Annotated in this window: 12 protein-coding genes; 7 read left to right on the forward strand and 5 right to left on the reverse strand. The window is 31.4% G+C overall.

Annotated elements, in window-relative coordinates:
* Window position 1: 1 nt before the first annotated feature.
* Together AC27L2_RS03155 and AC27L2_RS03160 are read right to left on the reverse strand one after the other, a co-directional pair.
* Window positions 2–1,114 carry a glycoside hydrolase family 5 protein gene (locus AC27L2_RS03155; protein ID WP_487210213.1) on the reverse strand — a complete coding sequence of 371 codons (1,113 nt, stop codon included), beginning with the start codon at window positions 1,112–1,114 and terminating at the stop codon, window positions 2–4.
* Between the two features lie 29 nt (window positions 1,115–1,143).
* On the reverse strand, window positions 1,144–3,618 hold the full coding sequence (locus AC27L2_RS03160; protein WP_487210214.1) for a glycoside hydrolase family 9 protein: 2,475 nt from the start codon (window positions 3,616–3,618) through the stop codon (window positions 1,144–1,146).
* A 244-nt stretch (window positions 3,619–3,862) separates the two neighbouring features.
* Between AC27L2_RS03160 and AC27L2_RS03165 the strand changes: the two genes are divergently transcribed.
* Window positions 3,863–4,702 (forward strand): hypothetical protein, encoded by an 840-nt coding sequence (locus AC27L2_RS03165; RefSeq protein WP_487210215.1) that lies wholly within the window; start codon window positions 3,863–3,865, stop codon window positions 4,700–4,702.
* Here AC27L2_RS03165 and AC27L2_RS03170 read toward each other — a convergent pair.
* Complete coding sequence (locus tag AC27L2_RS03170) at window positions 4,699–6,039, reverse strand: PhoH family protein (protein WP_487210216.1); 1,341 nt, start codon at window positions 6,037–6,039, stop codon at window positions 4,699–4,701. The two genes, AC27L2_RS03165 and AC27L2_RS03170, sit on opposite strands and share 4 nt — an antisense overlap.
* Window positions 6,040–6,187: 148 nt before the next feature.
* Between AC27L2_RS03170 and AC27L2_RS03175 the strand changes: the two genes are divergently transcribed.
* The gene (locus AC27L2_RS03175; protein WP_487210217.1) at window positions 6,188–7,555 is read left to right on the forward strand and encodes an NAD-dependent succinate-semialdehyde dehydrogenase; all 1,368 of its coding nucleotides are present in this window, start codon (window positions 6,188–6,190) and stop codon (window positions 7,553–7,555) included.
* On the opposite strand, the gene AC27L2_RS03180 is transcribed toward AC27L2_RS03175, so the two are convergent.
* The gene (locus tag AC27L2_RS03180) at window positions 7,552–8,754 is read right to left on the reverse strand and encodes a pyridoxal phosphate-dependent aminotransferase (protein ID WP_487210218.1); all 1,203 of its coding nucleotides are present in this window, start codon (window positions 8,752–8,754) and stop codon (window positions 7,552–7,554) included. The genes AC27L2_RS03175 and AC27L2_RS03180 overlap by 4 nt on opposite strands.
* A gap of 50 nt (window positions 8,755–8,804) precedes the next feature.
* Entirely contained in the window at window positions 8,805–11,456 is a 2,652-nt protein-coding gene (locus AC27L2_RS03185) for a DUF5916 domain-containing protein (RefSeq protein ID WP_487210219.1), read from the reverse strand.
* A gap of 521 nt (window positions 11,457–11,977) precedes the next feature.
* Between AC27L2_RS03185 and rpmH the strand changes: the two genes are divergently transcribed.
* From rpmH to AC27L2_RS03210, 5 genes are read left to right on the forward strand one after another with little or no spacing between them, the layout of a single operon-like run.
* A complete protein-coding gene (gene rpmH / locus AC27L2_RS03190; protein WP_487210220.1) occupies window positions 11,978–12,124 on the forward strand; it encodes a 50S ribosomal protein L34 in 147 nt (48 codons plus the stop codon).
* A 35-nt stretch (window positions 12,125–12,159) separates the two neighbouring features.
* Entirely contained in the window at window positions 12,160–12,558 is a 399-nt protein-coding gene (gene rnpA, locus AC27L2_RS03195; protein ID WP_487210222.1) for a ribonuclease P protein component, read from the forward strand.
* A 1-nt stretch (window position 12,559) separates the two neighbouring features.
* Window positions 12,560–12,769 (forward strand): membrane protein insertion efficiency factor YidD, encoded by a 210-nt coding sequence (gene yidD / locus AC27L2_RS03200; RefSeq protein WP_487210223.1) that lies wholly within the window; start codon window positions 12,560–12,562, stop codon window positions 12,767–12,769.
* Window positions 12,770–12,783: 14 nt separating this feature from the next.
* Entirely contained in the window at window positions 12,784–14,631 is a 1,848-nt protein-coding gene (yidC, locus tag AC27L2_RS03205; RefSeq protein ID WP_487210224.1) for a membrane protein insertase YidC, read from the forward strand.
* An 18-nt stretch (window positions 14,632–14,649) separates the two neighbouring features.
* A complete protein-coding gene (locus tag AC27L2_RS03210; RefSeq protein WP_487210225.1) occupies window positions 14,650–17,343 on the forward strand; it encodes a patatin-like phospholipase family protein in 2,694 nt (897 codons plus the stop codon).
* Window positions 17,344–17,360: the final 17 nt, after the last annotated feature.

Below are 17,360 nucleotides of genomic sequence, written 5' to 3' on the forward strand. Positions count from 1 at the left end.
TTTAAAAATATTGTTTTAACAGTTCCAGCATTTTTCTGTCTAATTTGTGTCCTTTATAATTTTCATATTTTACATCAGCGCGGTTGCTGTTTAGAATTCCAAAATCACCTTTTAAATTCCACATTGCAAAACCCCAGTTAACTTCTTTCCATAGAGATAAAATATCTTCCATCCATTTCAAAGTAATATCATGAGGAGTTTTGTTGTAACAACCCCATTCACCCACATGAACCTGTACACCTTTTTCAACAAGCGGCATCCATGAATCAATTAGTTTTTCTTTTAATGCTGCTTTATCCCATATTTTCCCATCGTCACCTTTGAGGGGCCATGTTGGCGGATTAAAAGTTTCAAATTCATCTTTAGGCACCCATGTTGCTGTGTAATGAGTTAAACTCATTGGGTCATATCCTCTTGTGCTTTGCATTTCTACAATTCCAACTAATCCCATTACAGGATATCTTCCAATATCTTTTCCATCAGCAATGATTAATCTGGTTGGGTCTTCTTCTTTAATTCCTTCAACAAGTGCTTTTACAATTTCAACATATCTTTCTTCATTAGTTTTTTTAGGTGGTTCATTTATTAAATCGAAACTTAATTGAGAATTTGGAATTCCTGCATATCTTCTTGCAATATATTTCCAATGATAAACTGCAGCATCAAGCGCTTTTTGCATATTTTCTGGAGTATCTTCAAATAAATCATAAGGTTCAAGATTTCTTCCATTTATGCAGTAACCAGGAATACGATGTAAATTAAGATTGATGTGAATATTATATTGTTTGCCGAATTCAATAACTTCATCAATATCTTTGAAAACATCTTCATCAATTTTATACCAGTCATCTTTAGAAGACCAATTCCAGTATGACATTGGAATGCGTGCAAAATTAAAACCCCATTCAGCCATTATTTCAAAATCTTCTTCATTGAATTTTTTTCTTCCAAATCCTCCTGTTTTTTCTGTGAGATTAAATCCAATGTAACGTGGAATTTTGTTTGAAGCTTTTTCCTGATTTTTATTCATTGCCAAAGTTTTAATTTCAAAACTTGAGAGTGATAAACCTGCAGAAATGATTGCAGATGTTTTAATAAAATCTCTTCTTTTCATTAATGGTTCTCCTTTTTTGAGTAAGATTTTTAAAAGATTTTTTTGTTAAAAATATAATCAGCTGCTGCAGCAAGCAGGATGTAATTTGTTGTTCCGCCGCCAAGCACATATTCAGTTTGCTGCCATAAATAGGGAAATATTTTCAGTTCTGGTAAATCTGGACGTATCAGTGCAGTGCCGCTTGCAATTCCTCCAGGGATATAACTCCATTCATCTCGATTAAATCCATAAGCAACAGTTAATGAATTAACACCTACTCCAGATACAAAAGATGCAGTGTTTTCTCCCGGATGACAACCAAGCACAAAATTGAGTGCATTAAATGCAAAATCTTTTTTAATTATGTTAGGGAAGGAAAGATGCAGCATTAAAATTTTAACGCCAAATTCCTGAATGTCCCAGCCAGCACCCCAGATGTATGGTTTGTATGGAATTCCATAAGGATTTTCTTTTTGCAATTCAGTAATTCTTTCATATTCTTTTTTTATACTTGATTCAATTTTATTTGTGAAATTTTGTTCACCAATTCTTTGAGTTACTCTTCCAATTGTTTCGCTATAATTTTCTATATTAGATGAAATTTCATTCAGATTATCAATTAATAATTTTCTGTAATTATTCTTTGATGTGGATAAATAGAGTTCTGCGGCAGCATTAATTTTTATTCTGTCATTCTCTTTAGAATTCTGATTGAAAAGTTCTTCTGCAGTCTTCAAACATTTTTCTGATAATTCTGGATTATAATTTTTTAAGACTCTGTATGCAGCAGCAAGTACCTGTGAAGTATAAAGTTCTCTTGATGGATTAATTTCTGTAAAAACAAATCTGTCGTCATTCAAAAGTTTTTTATTCGTAATTGGATTGAATTCATTTTTATTGTAAATAAAATTGTCTGTCATTGTTGAAGCATCACCAAGATGAACATATTGTTTGAGTGATTGACAAATAATTCCTCGATATAATCTTCCCATCGATTCATAAGCATTTATTATTGATAACACACCATGTTCAATTTGTTGAAGTATATCTGGCTTTCCATCAGGTTTGTGAATTATTACAAGTCTTTCACTTTGGTCAATTGTAGTTTGGTCATGTTCAATATGAAAAAGTTCATAAGCAAGAGAAAGTTTATAAACTGTTTCTGCTTGAGATTCAATTCTTAAATCATAATCTCCAGCATCATGCCAGCCGCCGATGTTTAGTTTTGGAACGTGTTCACCAGATTTGTACTTAGTTAAAGTAGATTCATGTTGATAATAACCATCGAAATGATTGTAATTTGTTGGTGCCATTATTGCATCATCCATGTGACATAAGCCATGCCATACTTTGTATCTATCCTCAACTCTCATGTGACACATTTGAACTGGAAGAAAATAATCTAAGGTTGGCTGCCAAACTCCTTTTGCAAAAATATCTCTTTTGATTTCAAACACATTTGATTCTGTATTGCCATATTTAATTTTATAAAGTCCCTCATCTTTGATTTCAGAAAAATCAAATCGTAAATATTTGTAACGAAGAAAATTTCCCCATAAACGAGGATTGGTTTCTTGTTTAATAATTATTTCAGAATCCTCATTGATTTTGATAAGATTTATTGGTTCAAAAATTTGAGTTCGTTTGTCAAGTTCAATTACAGCAAATTTATTTTGGTCTGGATGAAATCCAACTTGAGAAATTTGAATTACAGGTTTATATCTCCATGATGTATCAATTGCGGGTGATATTATCCATTCTACTGCATGTTTTGTAACATTTGAAGGAATGTTTGAACGAATAATAAACCAGCCGTTGTTGTGCAGACTTCTTCCATCAAGAAGGATTAATTGATTTATCGTGCTCGAAATTTTTATTCGTTTTTCTTTTTTGTCGGGTGCAACAATTAATTCTTTTCCTTCGGCTAATGGTTTTGCCTGAAGTTTATTCTCTTTGTCATATTCAAGTTCACTTACAGGTTGACGCGGGAATTGACCTGTTTTTCCATCCATTAAATAAAATTCTCCAAAGTATTCAGCAGGAAATAATTCTAAGTTAAAGCCAACTTTTTGCGACCATTCTTCTGGCAGGGGATTATCGAGGTCGACAATTATTTTTATTCTGTTTCCAATTGCTTCGGTTTTAATTTTGTATTTCAGTTTTAAATCTGGATAAATAATTGGATTAAATCCTTTTCTATCTTTGCTTGAATCAGGATACCATAATTCAACTTCAATCGAATTATTTTTTCTGTCAATTATTCTTCTTCCCATTTTAGGAACAGGAGACCATTGACCTGGAGTTGGTTCTAATCGAACATCTCCATTTGCTGCAAGTCTTTTCCCAAACATTATTATTGTAATTCCACCTTGATGACCTTCAGGATAAAAATCATCATACGACATTATGTTTAATCCGGGAAGTTCGTAATATCCTGAATCATTAATTTTAAGCTCTGGTTCATTTTGACTGAATATTGAATTTACCAGTAAAATTAGAATAATGAAGCTTAATGCTGATTTCATTTATGCCCTTTCAATTTTTTGATAAATGAAATTAATGCATAAAAAGTGCCATCAAATATTTAGTATTTCAAACATCAAGTAAAATTGTTCTTAACCGTTTCTTTTATCTTTATAATAAATATTTATCATTAAGATAAAATCCAAATTGCACTTCATTAAACCATGTCAATAAAGAACCTTGTCTATAATTAAAAAAATTTTTGGGACGATTATGTTTGTGAAAAATTATTTAAAAGGTGGGAGCTTGATTAAACAATCTCGCAGTAATTTTATTTTGATAATTTTTATTGCAATATCAATATTAATTCTGATAAATGGATGCAGCACAACACATCAAATTGTAAGCAGTTGGAAGTCAGACAGTTTAGTTGTAGATGGTGATTATTCTGATTGGCAGAATAAACTTGAATATATCAAAGATGAAGATGCTTCGGTTGGTATTCAAAATGACAGAAATAATATTTATTTATGCTTGATTGTTGATGAACCGCAAAAGGCAATGCAAATGCTTAGAGCTGGATTTGTTATATGGTTCATTCCTGATGATGAATCAAAAATTCTTGGATTAAAATTTCCACTTGGGATTTCAGAAATTGGATTCGATAGAAATGAAATAATGCAGTGGAGAAGAGATAGAACTTTGAGAAATGAAGATGAAAGAAGAAATAGAAATGAAAGATTGAATCTCGAAAAAGTTCTTGAAAGATTGCTTGAACGAGAAAAGAATTTTGAAATAGTTGATAAATCAAAATATCCGCTTTGGATGTATCCACTTGAAAATGATAAAGGAATAAAAATTAAAATCTCGGCTAAAGGAAATAAACTTGTATACGAACTTCAGATTCCGTTTTCAAAAGAACAGGAAAATAATTTTTATATTACTGCAGCAATGGGTGAAAATCTTAAAATTACATTCGAAACTTTAGAACTGGAATTTCCATCTGGAGAAAGAGATACTGAAAGAAATTTTCCTCAAGGTGGATTTGAAAGACCATCAGGAGGAATGAGAAGAATGATGCCTGCATTTACACGAGTAGAGCCTTTGAATTTTAGTGTGAAAGTAAAATTAGAAAAACAAAACTAAAGTAAATTACTTGCAAGTTCAGCAAGAAGAGAACGTTCACCTTTTTCAAGATTTACATGAGCATAAAGTTTTTGTCCTTTGAAATGTTCTATCAAGTAAGAAAGTCCATTTGATTGTGCATCAAGATAAGGATGGTCGATTTGATAAATATCTCCGGTGAGAACAATTTTTGCTCCTTCACCTGCACGAGTAATAATTGTTTTAACTTCGTGAGGTGTTAGATTTTGTGCTTCATCAACAATAAAGTAAATTCTTTGCAAACTTCTTCCTCGAATATAACTTAATGGTTCTATTACAAGTTTTTCTTCTTTTATCATTGAATTGATTAGCTGATAATTTTTATCTGTTTCGGGAAATTGGTCTTGAATAACTTTTAGATTATCCCACAAAGGCTGCATGTATGGAGCTAATTTACTTTCAACATCGCCGGGCAAGTATCCAATATCTTTATTGCTAAGAGGAACAACGGGACGAGCAACATAAATTTGTCTATAATTTTTTCTTACATGTAAAGCACATGCAAGTGCAAGAAGCGTTTTACCTGTGCCTGCTTTTCCTGTTAATGTAACAAGCGGAATGTCAGGATTGCATAAAGCGTTTACAGCAAAAGTTTGTTCTGCATTTCGAGGTTTTATTCCATAAACAACTTCTTTATCAATTCTTTTGAATTTTTCCATTTCACTATCGAGAACAGTAAGAATGGAACGAGATGAATTTCTCATTATAAAAAATTTATTTGGGACTGCTTCCGTTTTTATTTTTTTCAAAATTTGTTTTGCAGGAACTTCATACGGCGGCTGATATAATTTTTGTAAAATGTCATCATCAAAATTTTCAATTACAGCTTTTCCGCTGTATAGTTCTTCGATGTTTGGAATTCTGTCTGTAGTATAATCTTCTGCAGGAATTCCAATAGCTTTTGCTTTCATTCGAAGATTAACGTCTTTGCTTACAAGTATTACTTTCCCTTTTTCTTTGTTTTGTTTTGAGGCTTCAAAAGCTGCACTTAAAACACGATGGTCAACATTATCTTCTCTAAAAATTTCCTGAATTTCTTTATTTAACCCTCTTGTAATAACAATTCTTACTTTTCCTTTGCCGCGGCCTAAAGAAACCCCGCCGTTAAAAATTTCATTGCCAGTTATTGAGTCAAGTGTTCTTGCAAATTCGCGGGCATTTAAATTTATTACTTGATTTCCTCTCTTAAAATGGTCTAATTCTTCAATTACAACAAGAGGAATGATTATATTATTTTCTTCAAAGTGATGTATGCAGGTTGGGTCGTGCAAAATAACATTTGTATCAAGAACAAAAGTTTTAGGATTGGATTTTTTCATGCTGTATATGAATTATCAAATATCATTTAATGATTAATAAAATGTTATTTAATTCTTATTCTAAATTTCTGATAATAACTTACAAAATTTTTTTACTAAAATCGAAATTCACTAAATTACATTTGTATTAAATTTCTTTGGGGGAAAGATGGCTATTCAAACTATTAATCCCGCTACAAATCAGGTGGAAAAAACTTTCGAAGAAATTTCTTTAGAAAATGTATTCAACATTATTGAAGATGTTGATAATTCTTTTCAATTCTGGAAACAAACAACTTTTGCGGAAAGAAGTTTGCTGATGAAAAATGCAGGAAAACTTTTGAGAGATAATAAATATGAATATGCAAAAATCATTGTAACTGAAATGGGGAAACCAATCACGCAGGCAGTTTCTGAAGTTGAAAAATGTGCCTGGGTGTGTGATTATTATGCTGAGAATGCAGAAGAATTTTTACAAAAAGAATTTGTTTCAACAGATGCTTCAGAAAGTTATATCCAATTTGACCCTCTTGGAGTTGTTTTTGCAATTATGCCGTGGAATTTTCCTTTCTGGCAGGTATTTAGATTTGCCGCACCAGCATTGATGGCAGGAAATGCATGTATTCTTAAACATGCATCAAATGTTCCGATGTGCGCTCTTTCAATTGAAAAAATTTTTGAAGAAGCAAATTTTCCTAAAAATTTATTTAAATCAATTTTAATCAGCTCTGCAGAAGTTGAAGAAGTAATTAATCATCCAAAAGTAAGAGCAGTTACTTTAACAGGCAGTGAATATGCAGGAAGACAAGTTGCAAAATATTGTGGTAAGCTATTGAAAAAATCTGTAATGGAACTTGGGGGCAGCGACCCATTCATTGTTCTTGAAGATGCTGATATTGATGCGGCTGTCAAAACTGGTGTAACTGCAAGATTAATAAATAATGGACAAAGCTGTATTGCTGCAAAACGATTTATTGTTGTTGAAAAAATTTATGATGAATTTGAAAAAAAGTTTGTTGATTTGATGTCGAAAGTAAAAATTGGAAATCCTATGGATGAATCAACAGAACTTGGACCAATTGCAAGAGAAGATTTATTAAATGAACTTGAATTTCATGTAAAGAAATCAGTTGAATGTGGAGCTGTTGTTTTATGCGGCGGAAATAGAATTAACACAGTAGGTTTTTACTTTGAACCGACTGTGTTAACAAATGTAAAAAGAGGAATGCCAGCTTATGATGAAGAAATTTTTGGTCCCGTTGCATCATTGATAAAAGTAAAAAATGAAGACGAAGCAATTGAACTTGCTAATGATACAAAATTTGGTCTCGGTGCATCATTGTGGACTCGAGATATTGAAAAAGCAAAATATTATGCTGGAAAAATTGAAGCAGGTTCAGTGTTTATCAATGGAATGGTAAAGAGCGATCCGCGATTGCCATTTGGCGGAATTAAAAATTCAGGTTATGGTCGAGAGTTATCTCATTACGGCATAAAAGAATTTGTAAATATTAAAACTGTGTGGATAAAAATTTAGTCTTCTAATTTTGCAATTGCATTTTTAATTCTATGAGCACCTTCAATTAAATTTTCCTCAGAAGTTGAATAAGATAGTCTTATGTATTCATCTGCTCCAAATGCACTTCCGGGAACAACGGCAACTTTTTCTGTCTGCAATAAGTAAAGAGCAAAATCAAATGATGATTGAATAATTTGTTTATTATTTTTTTTGCCAAAGAAAGAAGAAATCTTCGGGAACAGATAAAATGCTCCTTGAGGCTTATAGCATTTCAATCCTTTAATTGATGTTAATTCATCATAAAGAAGATTTCTTCTTTTTTCAAATTCTTTTTGTGAATATTTTATAAAATCCTGTTGACCAGTTAAAGCTTCCAGAGCAGCTTTTTGTGAAATCGAAGAAGTATTTGATGTGCTGTGACTTTGAATCTTATTCATCGCATTAATAATTTCTTGCGGACCAGCAGCATAACCAATTCTCCAGCCTGTCATTGAATACGATTTTGAAAATCCATTAACTGTAATTGTTTTCCTTTTAATTTTTTCACTTAATGATGCAAGGCTTACAAATTCACTATTGTCATAAATTAATTTTTCATAAATCTCGTCAGATAAAATATAAAATTCACCTTCTTCAAGTATTGGAATGAGTTTTTCCAAATCTTTTCTTGAATATAAACTTCCAGTTGGATTAGAAGGATTGCAAAGAATTAAAAGTTTAGTTTTTTCAGTAATTGCATTCTTTAATTGTTCGGGTGTAATCTTAAATTCTGTTTCCTCATCAGTATGAATGAAAACTGATTTCCCATTTGACAGTGATACAATATGTGGATAAGAAACATAATAAGGTGCAGGAATTATTACTTCATCATCATCTTCAACAATTGCAAGTATTGCATTAAAAATACTCTGCTTTGCACCTGATGAGACAATAATTTCTTCCGGTTTGTATTCGAGATTGTTTTCTATTCTTAACTTTTCTGAGATTGCTTTTCGAAGTTCATAAATGCCGGAGTTTATTGTGTATTTCGTAAAATTATTTTCAATTGATTTTATAGCAGCTTCTTTAATGTTTTGAGGTGTAGGAAAATCAGGTTCTCCTACAGTTAAGTCAATTAAATTTTCTCCTCTTGCTTTCATTTCAATTGCCTGCTGAGCAATTTTCATAGTAGGAGAAACAGTAATTTTATTTATTCTTTGTGAAAGATTTAATGCCATATGTTTAATTTATAATTTGAATGAAATTTGAGGTGGAAAGTTAATGTAAATTATAAATTAAACCAATATGAAAACTTAATCATTAAAACATTATTACCTGTTGTTTGCCATAAATTTTTTATATCGCGTTTGAAATCAAATACTCCTGGATTATCTTCATTAACTTGATCATGAGACCAAACAAAATATAAAACTGAGCCGGGTTTTACTTCCCATCTTAAAACTGCAGTACCTCTTAATGATTTGAAATTGAAATCTGGATTTCCAAATCTAAATGGCATTGCAGGACCATTGCCATCGGGATCAACAATGTATTCATTATTTTCTTCATCATATTTTATTGAAGAATTATTTTGTCCATAAGTTAAATATGACATGCTTTTGGGTTTGCTTAGTTCTTTGAATTCTTGATAATCTCCAACTGCAAAAAGCGGCTGCAGATAGACCTGCAAAGTTAATGTTGGTGTAAAAGCCCAATTGAGTCTAATATTAGCAGATAAAGTATGTTGAATAATTTTTCCAAAAACATATCTGTTGAAATATGTATTTACTGCATAAGGGTCTTCAAATTTATCTATCCACTGTGTTGGATTGATTGAATATGAAAAAGAAGGACCAATGCTGAATTTAATTTGTGAATTTGGCTTCCAGTCTAAATCAATGTTTATTCCTTCGTAAATTCCACCAAGTTTATCTTTTCCATATTCATTTTCAAATTCCAGTATTAATTTTTCTTTTTCATCAGTTTCTGCATGAAACCAGAAACCCCATTCAGCAGGATTTTTAGTCAAAGGACCTCCTCTTGTTAGCGAAGGCCTAAAGGCTTCGAATTCATAACTACCGCCAATTGAAATGCTGTAATAATTTGTAAATGTTCCTCCAAATCTGCCCCATATAAAATTAGTGATAATATTTCCATCGTAATTATAAGACCTTGCATGAGCAACATAAATAAATTTTGACCTGAAAATTTTTTCTGGTTCAAACCATCTGTATCCTAAAACAATATGTGTATTAATTTTATCTGCATTCCATTGAAATCCTAAATCATTATGTTCAAATCCGGGCGAGACAGCTCCCACTGATGCATTGACATAAAAATTTCCTTCCTGTTTATTTAACATTAATCTACCATAATACCCTGAAAGTGAAGTTCTTGTAGAATCAAGTTTTAAAAATTTTGCATCAGGTCTTTGAAGATATCGATATGGTCTTTGTTGAATTTCAAGTAAACTTTCTTTACTTCCTTCTACATAACTGCCGGTAAAAGCTCCAGTTAAAACATAGATCTTTGATTCGTCCAAAAATGTCCAGCCGTCAATTCCAAATGTATATGCATTTTTTGGTAAAATATTTTTTAATGAGTTTGTGCGTAAATCTCTGTTAACACTTGTAAACATAAATCCAAGTGATAGTTTTCCTTCATTGAATTCTTTTTTTGTTCTAAGAACTCCATAGTGAGTTAAAGGTTCTACTTCTTCATCGTGTTTTGTTCCATTATTAAATAAAGTTGCATAAGTTCGTTCTGTTATTGCGCTTACAGCTCCAATAGAAGTTGTTTCGTCTAATTTGCCTGTTAATTTAGCAGCCCCTAAAATTCTGGTTTCAGATGGATAGTTTACAAATTCATTGTCTGAAATATCGCCGTGTGGTCTGCTTCCAATTCTTCTTGAATAAAAAAGCTGAGGCCAACCAAAATTAAATCCCCAGTTATTATTTGCCCCGCCAATACCAAAATAAAAAATGTTAGAGCCTTCAATAAAAAATGGTCTTTTTTCTTCGAAGTAAGATTCAAAAGCTGTTAGATTAATTACTGCAGGATCAACTTCAACTTGACCAAAATCTGGATTAATAGTTCCATCAATATTTAGATTGGTGCCTAATCCTATTTTGAAATCTGTTCCAATTGAAGTTTTGTATTGATTGCTTTTGTAGAAAGGGTCATTTGCATCATGAACAAGATACTGAGCTTTTTGAACTACATAAGGAAAAATTTCAATTCTTTGTTTTGATTTTATTCCAGATAAACCGTCAAGTATTGCAAATCTTGAAACAAATCCACTTTCTTTTTTAGGAACCATAACATAGTATGACCTTTCATTTTTTCTTTTAATTTCTCTGGCAAAATTAATTCCCCATTTCATTTTGTCAGATTCTTTGAAGCGGAGTTGAGAAAAAGGAATTTTCATTTCAACTGTCCATCCTTTTTCGTCGATGTTAGTTTTAGCTTCCCAAATTCCATCCCAAGTGTTATCATCCCAGCTGTCGTTAAATAAAACTCCGTCAATTATAGAACCCCCGGCATTAACCGCAAAAAAGTAACCGTTCTTTTTGTCATTATAAGGGTCAACATAAAAAGCGAACCAATCAGAAAGCATATAGTTATCGCGCCTTGTTAAACTTGCATCAATTAATTCAGGGTGAGAATCAAAACATCTTGCAGCCACGTAAATGTTTTCGTTATCATAAGCTACCCACACATGCGTTTCTTCAGAAGCAGGCTTTCCTTCATCAGGATCTCTTTGTGTAAAATCTTTAATTGGAGGATTTTGCCAGATAGGTTCATCTAACTTTCCATCAAGAATAATTTTAATACTCTCTGATTTCAACGCAGGAACAACTTTATCGCTGTTAGTTCTTCCTGCAGAAAAGAATAATGATGGTATAAATAAAATTACCAGAAATAGCAATAATTTTTTCATATTTATCTCTTTTTTTAATCTGTATTCTAATTTCACTGAACATTTAGACTTAGCACAATTCAAAAAGTTACTATGATAATTAATTTTTACGGATAAAATCTTTTCATACTCAAAAGAATTTTTATGATGTATATCAAACTAATTTTATTATTAAAATGTTTGTTTAATAATAAAGAAAATTTGAATAGCAAAAATAATTAGTTCATTCTGCACTTAAAATGTTCTTTTTTGATAAAGTATTTCTGAATGAGACATTCTAAAATATTGTAGTTGGAATTTGTAAAGATATTGCAAGAATTTCTTTGGCATATTGATTGAGGTTATCATAAATGTTATTGTTCTTCTAAGAAAAAATTAAAAGGCGGCGGTTATTCTGGCGGGCAGTAAATCGGCTGGGCTGTTCGCTGGGATTTCCGCTCACCTTTTTTAAACTGGGAACCCACCAAATCTCTCCAAGAATTTTGGTTATTAAACATAATTTGAGTAATTTTGCGCACTTTCAAATGAAATTAAGGTAAAAAATGAAGAGAACATTTCAACCAAGCATTAGAAAAAGAAAAAATACACACGGTTTTCGTGAAAGAATGTCTACAAAAAACGGCAGAAAAGTTCTTGCAAGAAGAAGAGCTAAAGGCAGAAAAAAATTAACTGTAAGTGACGAACGCTGATAACAACACCTCGCATAATAAGCGAGGAGGTTCATTTGAAACTATTTGGTCTTTCTGCAAAAGAAAGAATCAAAAAGAAAAAAGAATTTGAACTTGTCTATTCAAAAGGCGAAGTTATTTATTCTTCTAATTTTAATCTAAAAGCAATTTTTTATATTGAGAATAATCCGAATTTCGTTGGAGTTAAAGTTGCGTTCGCAATTTCAAGAAAAAGTGGTAAGGCGGTCTGGAGAAACAGATTAAAAAGACTTTTACGAGAATCGTACCGTCTGAATAAACAAATTTTAAAAACTCTTTGTGATGAAAAGAAAGTTTGTTTGTATATAATTTTTTCTTCAAATACATTAAATGAAGGAAAGAACAAGAAAATAAAATTGTGCAATATTATGCCCGAAGTTGTAGATTTGATGAATAAGATTAAGTTAAGAATTTAAAATGCGATTTATCTTTATATATTTAATTAAAATCTATCAAAAAATAATATCACCGCTTTTCCCTTCTTCCTGCCGGTTTTATCCAACTTGCTCTCAGTATGCTGTAGAAGCTTTGTCAAAATACGGCGTGTTGAAGGGAGGATTAAAAGCTGTGTGGAGAATTTTAAGATGTAATCCATTCAGCAAAGGCGGATATGACCCACTTGAATAATTATAGGAACTATAATGGATAAACAATCAACAATTGGATTTATTTTAATCGGTATAATTTTAATTCTCTGGCTCTACTGGAATACTCCAACACCACCTCCACCTCAAAAACAAACTGTTGATACTACGGCTGTTCAAAAAGAGATTAAAGAGAAAAAAGAAGAAAAAATTACTGAAGCTCAAAAAGAAGATTCTACTAAAACAGAAACAACTCTTGGAAATATTACAAAACCTGAACGAATAATTACAATTGAAACCGACCTTGCAAAAATTGAATTGACTTCGCACGGTGCAAAGATTAGAAAATATTACTTGAAAAAATATGAAACATGGTATTACAAAGAATTTGATAAATCTGATTTTTATAACCGTCATGTTCAGCTTGTTAATACTGAACAGGGCGGCGATTTTAATATAATTTTTGTTACGAAAGATGGAAAATTAGTTAACACTTCTAATTTTGATTTCGATTTTAATGCAGATAATTATTATTACAAATTGAGCGGTAATGATTCTCTTGTTTTAACATATAATTTTACAACACCAGACAATAGAACAATTAAAAAGATTTTCACTTTTCGCGGTAACAATTATTCTGCAGATGTAGATATTGAATTTGAAAATTTTGATGATGTTATAAGCAGCTACAGATATGATGTGGTTTGGAATAATGGAATCAACTTTACAGAGAAAAATTCTGTTGACGAAGCTAATCACTCAAATGCAAGTGTTTATGCAGGCGAAGAGCAAACAATAATTGATGCCACACACGAAGGAGAAAAATACACAAAAGATATTAATGGAAAAGTAGACTGGGTTTCTGTAAGAAATAAATATTTCACTATAATCTTAGCTCCAAATAATCCAAGTGACGATGGTGGTGCTTATATTGAAGGAATTCATAAACAATATTTAATTGGTGTTCGTGAATTTTATAGCATGAGTCTTAAAGTTCCTTTCAAAAATCAAAAGTATCAAAAGGATTCTTTCAAATTATATCTTGGTCCAATTGATTATGATGTTCTTAAAAGTTATGGAAAAAATTTTGAAGTAATAGTTGATTTCGGAAGTTTCTTTGGATTGAAATTTATAATTCGACCAATTTCTGAATATGTACTTTTACCACTGCTCCAATTTCTTCATAAATTTATTCCAAATTATGGACTTGTAATTATCGTTCTTTCAATTATTATAAAATTTGCACTGCATCCTTTAACACGACAAAGCATGAAGTCGATGAAAAAGATGCAGCTGCTTCAGCCAAAGATAAATGAAATTAAGGAAAAGTATAAAGACGACCCTCAGAGAATTCAAAAAGAAACAATGAAGCTTTATTCAACTTATGGAATTAATCCAATGGGTGGATGTCTGCCTATGCTTTTACAAATGCCTATATTAATTGCTTTGTGGAGTTTGTTTAATAATGTTATTGATATAAGGCAGCAGCCGTTTATGTTGTGGATTGATAATCTTTCTGCTCCAGATAAAATTTATAAACTTCCTTTTAAAATCCCTCTATTTAATATTGATATCATAAGTGGACTTGCATTATTGCTTGGAATAACAATGTTTATCCAGCAAAAGCAGAGTGTAAAAGACCCATCGCAAAAAGCTCTTGTTTACATTATGCCAATTATGTTTACATTGATGTTTATGGGATTCCCATCAGGATTGAATCTTTATTATTTCATGTTCAATTTGCTTTCAATTGCACAACAATATTATATCAATAAAAGAAAAGATGATGTTGAACTTGTTCCTGTAGCAGACCCAAAGAAAAAGAAAGGATTTATGGCTCGAATGATGGAAGCAGCAGAAAAGCAGGCTCAAGCACAAAAGAAATCTGTTCATAAAAGAAAATAAACTGCGGTTCAAACCGTTGTGAATAAATTTTATAGACTTTTCATTATAGTTATTTTAACTGCTTCTGTATTTGCACAGCAAAAAGATACGCTAAGGTTAAACCTGATTGACAAAAAATTGCCGTTTGGTTTAACCAAAAAAATTCCAGATAATCTTCCTAAGATTGGAATTGCATTAAGTGGCGGAGGTGCCCGCGCAATTTCTCAATTGGGAATCTTAAAAGCATTTGAAGAAAAAAATCTTCCTGTCGAAATTATTGTTGGAACAAGCATGGGCAGTATAATCGGAGGTCTTTATTCTTCCGGTTATAATTTGAACGAGCTTGATTCAATTGTTACATCAACAAACTGGGGCGACTTTTTCTCAATCGAACAAACAAATCGAAATGAATTGTTTGTTGACCAGAAAATTACTCAAGATAAAGCTGTTGTTACTTTTAGATTGGAGGGACTTAAACCATTAATCCCAAAATCTATACTTTCGGGTCAGCGCGGTGCAAATTATCTAAATTTGCTTGCATTGAGTGCTCCAATTAAATCAAAAAATAATTTTGATGAACTCCTCTATAAATTTAGAGCAATAGCAACAGATTTAGTTTCTGGAAAAGAAATTATTCTTGATGAACCACCACTTGGACTTGCAATGCAGGCAAGTTCAAGTGTAACTCTTCTTTTGCCTCCAGTAAAAAAGGATTCTTATAGTCTGGTTGATGGTGGACTTGTAGCAAATATTCCAGTAAAGGAAACTCGGAAACTTGGGGCTGATATTGTAATTGCTGTAAATGCTGTAAGTCCACTTTATCAGGAAAGCGAATTAAATTATCCATGGGTAATTGCAGACCAATTGGTAAGTATTCCAATGCAAATATTAAATGAACAGCAACTTGAAGAAGCTGATTTTGTAATTCAGCCTGATTTGCATGGAAGAAAAAATACAGATTTCGACAGCTTGAATGATCTTGTAATGAAAGGTTATGAAGCTGCTCAAAAAGTAATAAGTAATATCGAAAAAAAATTTGAAGTTCAATTTAAAAACAAATTGCCTTTTCAAGATGAATATTTGACAAATGTTTTTATTAAAAGTACTTCATCTTATGCAGATAAAATATTTAGAACAAAATACTATGATTTAATTAGCAAGAAGGATTTATTATATAAACTTTACCTTTTGCAACGCTTCGGAAATTTTAAGGACTTGTTTTATGAAATTACAACAGAGAAAAACAAAACTCTTATTAATCTGCATGCAATTGAAAATCCCAAAATAGAAAGTTATGAATTAAGGGGCGATTCGATTCTTACTGCAAAAGATTTTACAAATATTTTAAATCCTCTTCTTGAAAAACCATTCAATCCTGATTCGGTTTTAGTAGCACTTCTAAAAATTTTGCATTTGTATCGCTCAAAAGGTTATGTCCTTGCTCAGATTGTAAAAACAGATTTTGATGAACATTCCAAAAAGCTTCTAATAGAAATTGATGAAGGAAAAATTAATAATGTTTTTGTTGAAGGGAATGAAAAAACAAATGAAAGAATTGTAACAAGAGAATTTCCTCTTAAACATGGAGATTATTTCAAATATAATGATGCAAAAATTGGTTTATCAAATCTGCGCAGCACAAATTTATTTGAACAAGTTGAGTTGTTGACAGAAAACAACTCTGGCAGAAACGATATAAAAATTCGTTTGATTGAAAAGCCATCGAGCGTTTTGCGTTTAGGATTTAGGGTTGATAACGAGAATTATTCACAAATGTCAGTAGATATCCGTGACGAAAATTTTAATGGAACAGGAACTGAAGTAGGTGCAATATTTTCAGGCGGAATTAGAACTCGTTCATACATCTTGGAACACAAAGCAAACCGTGTCTTCGATACATACTTAACTTATAAAATAAGAGCATTTTATGAATTTAATGATGTAAATGTTTATGCAAACGATACTACGGCTGCATTTAATAAATTTATTCGTAATAAAATTGGGGAATACAGACAAATATTTTTTGGAGGGTCTTTCGGAATTGGAACACAGGTCCAAAGATTTGGCAATCTTTTAGTCGAAGCAAGATTTCAACAAGACCAAATTAAAAATAAATCAAGTTATTCTATACCAACTTATATATCGATGATTTCAGGATTACGATTCACACTTTTTATTGATTCACAAAACGATTATCCTTTCCCAACAGAAGGATTTCTTGTAAGAACATTTTACGAAACCGCACAAGCTGCTTTAGGAGGAGATGTTAGTTACACAAAATTTTATTTCGATTACAAAAACACTTTTAGCATAAAGAAAAATCATACAATGATATTTAAAACAATTTTTGGATTCGCAGATAAAACTTTGCCACTTACTCAACAGTTTTCGCTTGGGGGACAAAATTCTTTCTTTGGAATGAGAGAATATGAATATCGAGGGAGACAAATTTTTCTTACATCTCTTGGTTATCGATATAAATTACCTGTTAAACTTTTTTTCACAACTTATGTTAGTCTTCGTTACGATTTAGGTTCAATCTGGAGTCAAAAAGAAGAAATTCGATTTAAAGATTTACGACATGGAATCGGCGGAACAATTTCATTCCAAACGCCGGTTGGTCCTGCCGATTTTTCTTTTGGGAAAAGTTTTTATATAAAAAACACACTTCCAAATAATATTGTGGTTTGGAGTCCAACATTTTTCTACTTCACAATAGGATATTATTATTAAAAATATTTTTCTAAAGA

It is taken from the genome of Rosettibacter sp. KY25 (assembly GCF_057554405.1).

Bases quoted from the DNA above. Each gene is read 5' to 3' on its own strand.
- yidC (WP_487210224.1), top strand. From the start codon at position 12,784: ATGGATAAACAATCAACAATTGGATTTATTTTAATCGGTATAATTTTA.
- AC27L2_RS03160 (WP_487210214.1), bottom strand. From the start codon at position 3,618: ATGAAATCAGCATTAAGCTTCATTATTCTAATTTTACTGGTAAATTCA.
- AC27L2_RS03155 (WP_487210213.1), bottom strand. From the start codon at position 1,114: ATGAAAAGAAGAGATTTTATTAAAACATCTGCAATCATTTCTGCAGGT.
- AC27L2_RS03175 (WP_487210217.1), top strand. From the start codon at position 6,188: ATGGCTATTCAAACTATTAATCCCGCTACAAATCAGGTGGAAAAAACT.
- AC27L2_RS03170 (WP_487210216.1), bottom strand. From the start codon at position 6,039: ATGAAAAAATCCAATCCTAAAACTTTTGTTCTTGATACAAATGTTATT.
- rpmH (WP_487210220.1), top strand. From the start codon at position 11,978: ATGAAGAGAACATTTCAACCAAGCATTAGAAAAAGAAAAAATACACAC.
- AC27L2_RS03185 (WP_487210219.1), bottom strand. From the start codon at position 11,456: ATGAAAAAATTATTGCTATTTCTGGTAATTTTATTTATACCATCATTA.
- yidD (WP_487210223.1), top strand. From the start codon at position 12,560: ATGCGATTTATCTTTATATATTTAATTAAAATCTATCAAAAAATAATA.
- AC27L2_RS03180 (WP_487210218.1), bottom strand. From the start codon at position 8,754: ATGGCATTAAATCTTTCACAAAGAATAAATAAAATTACTGTTTCTCCT.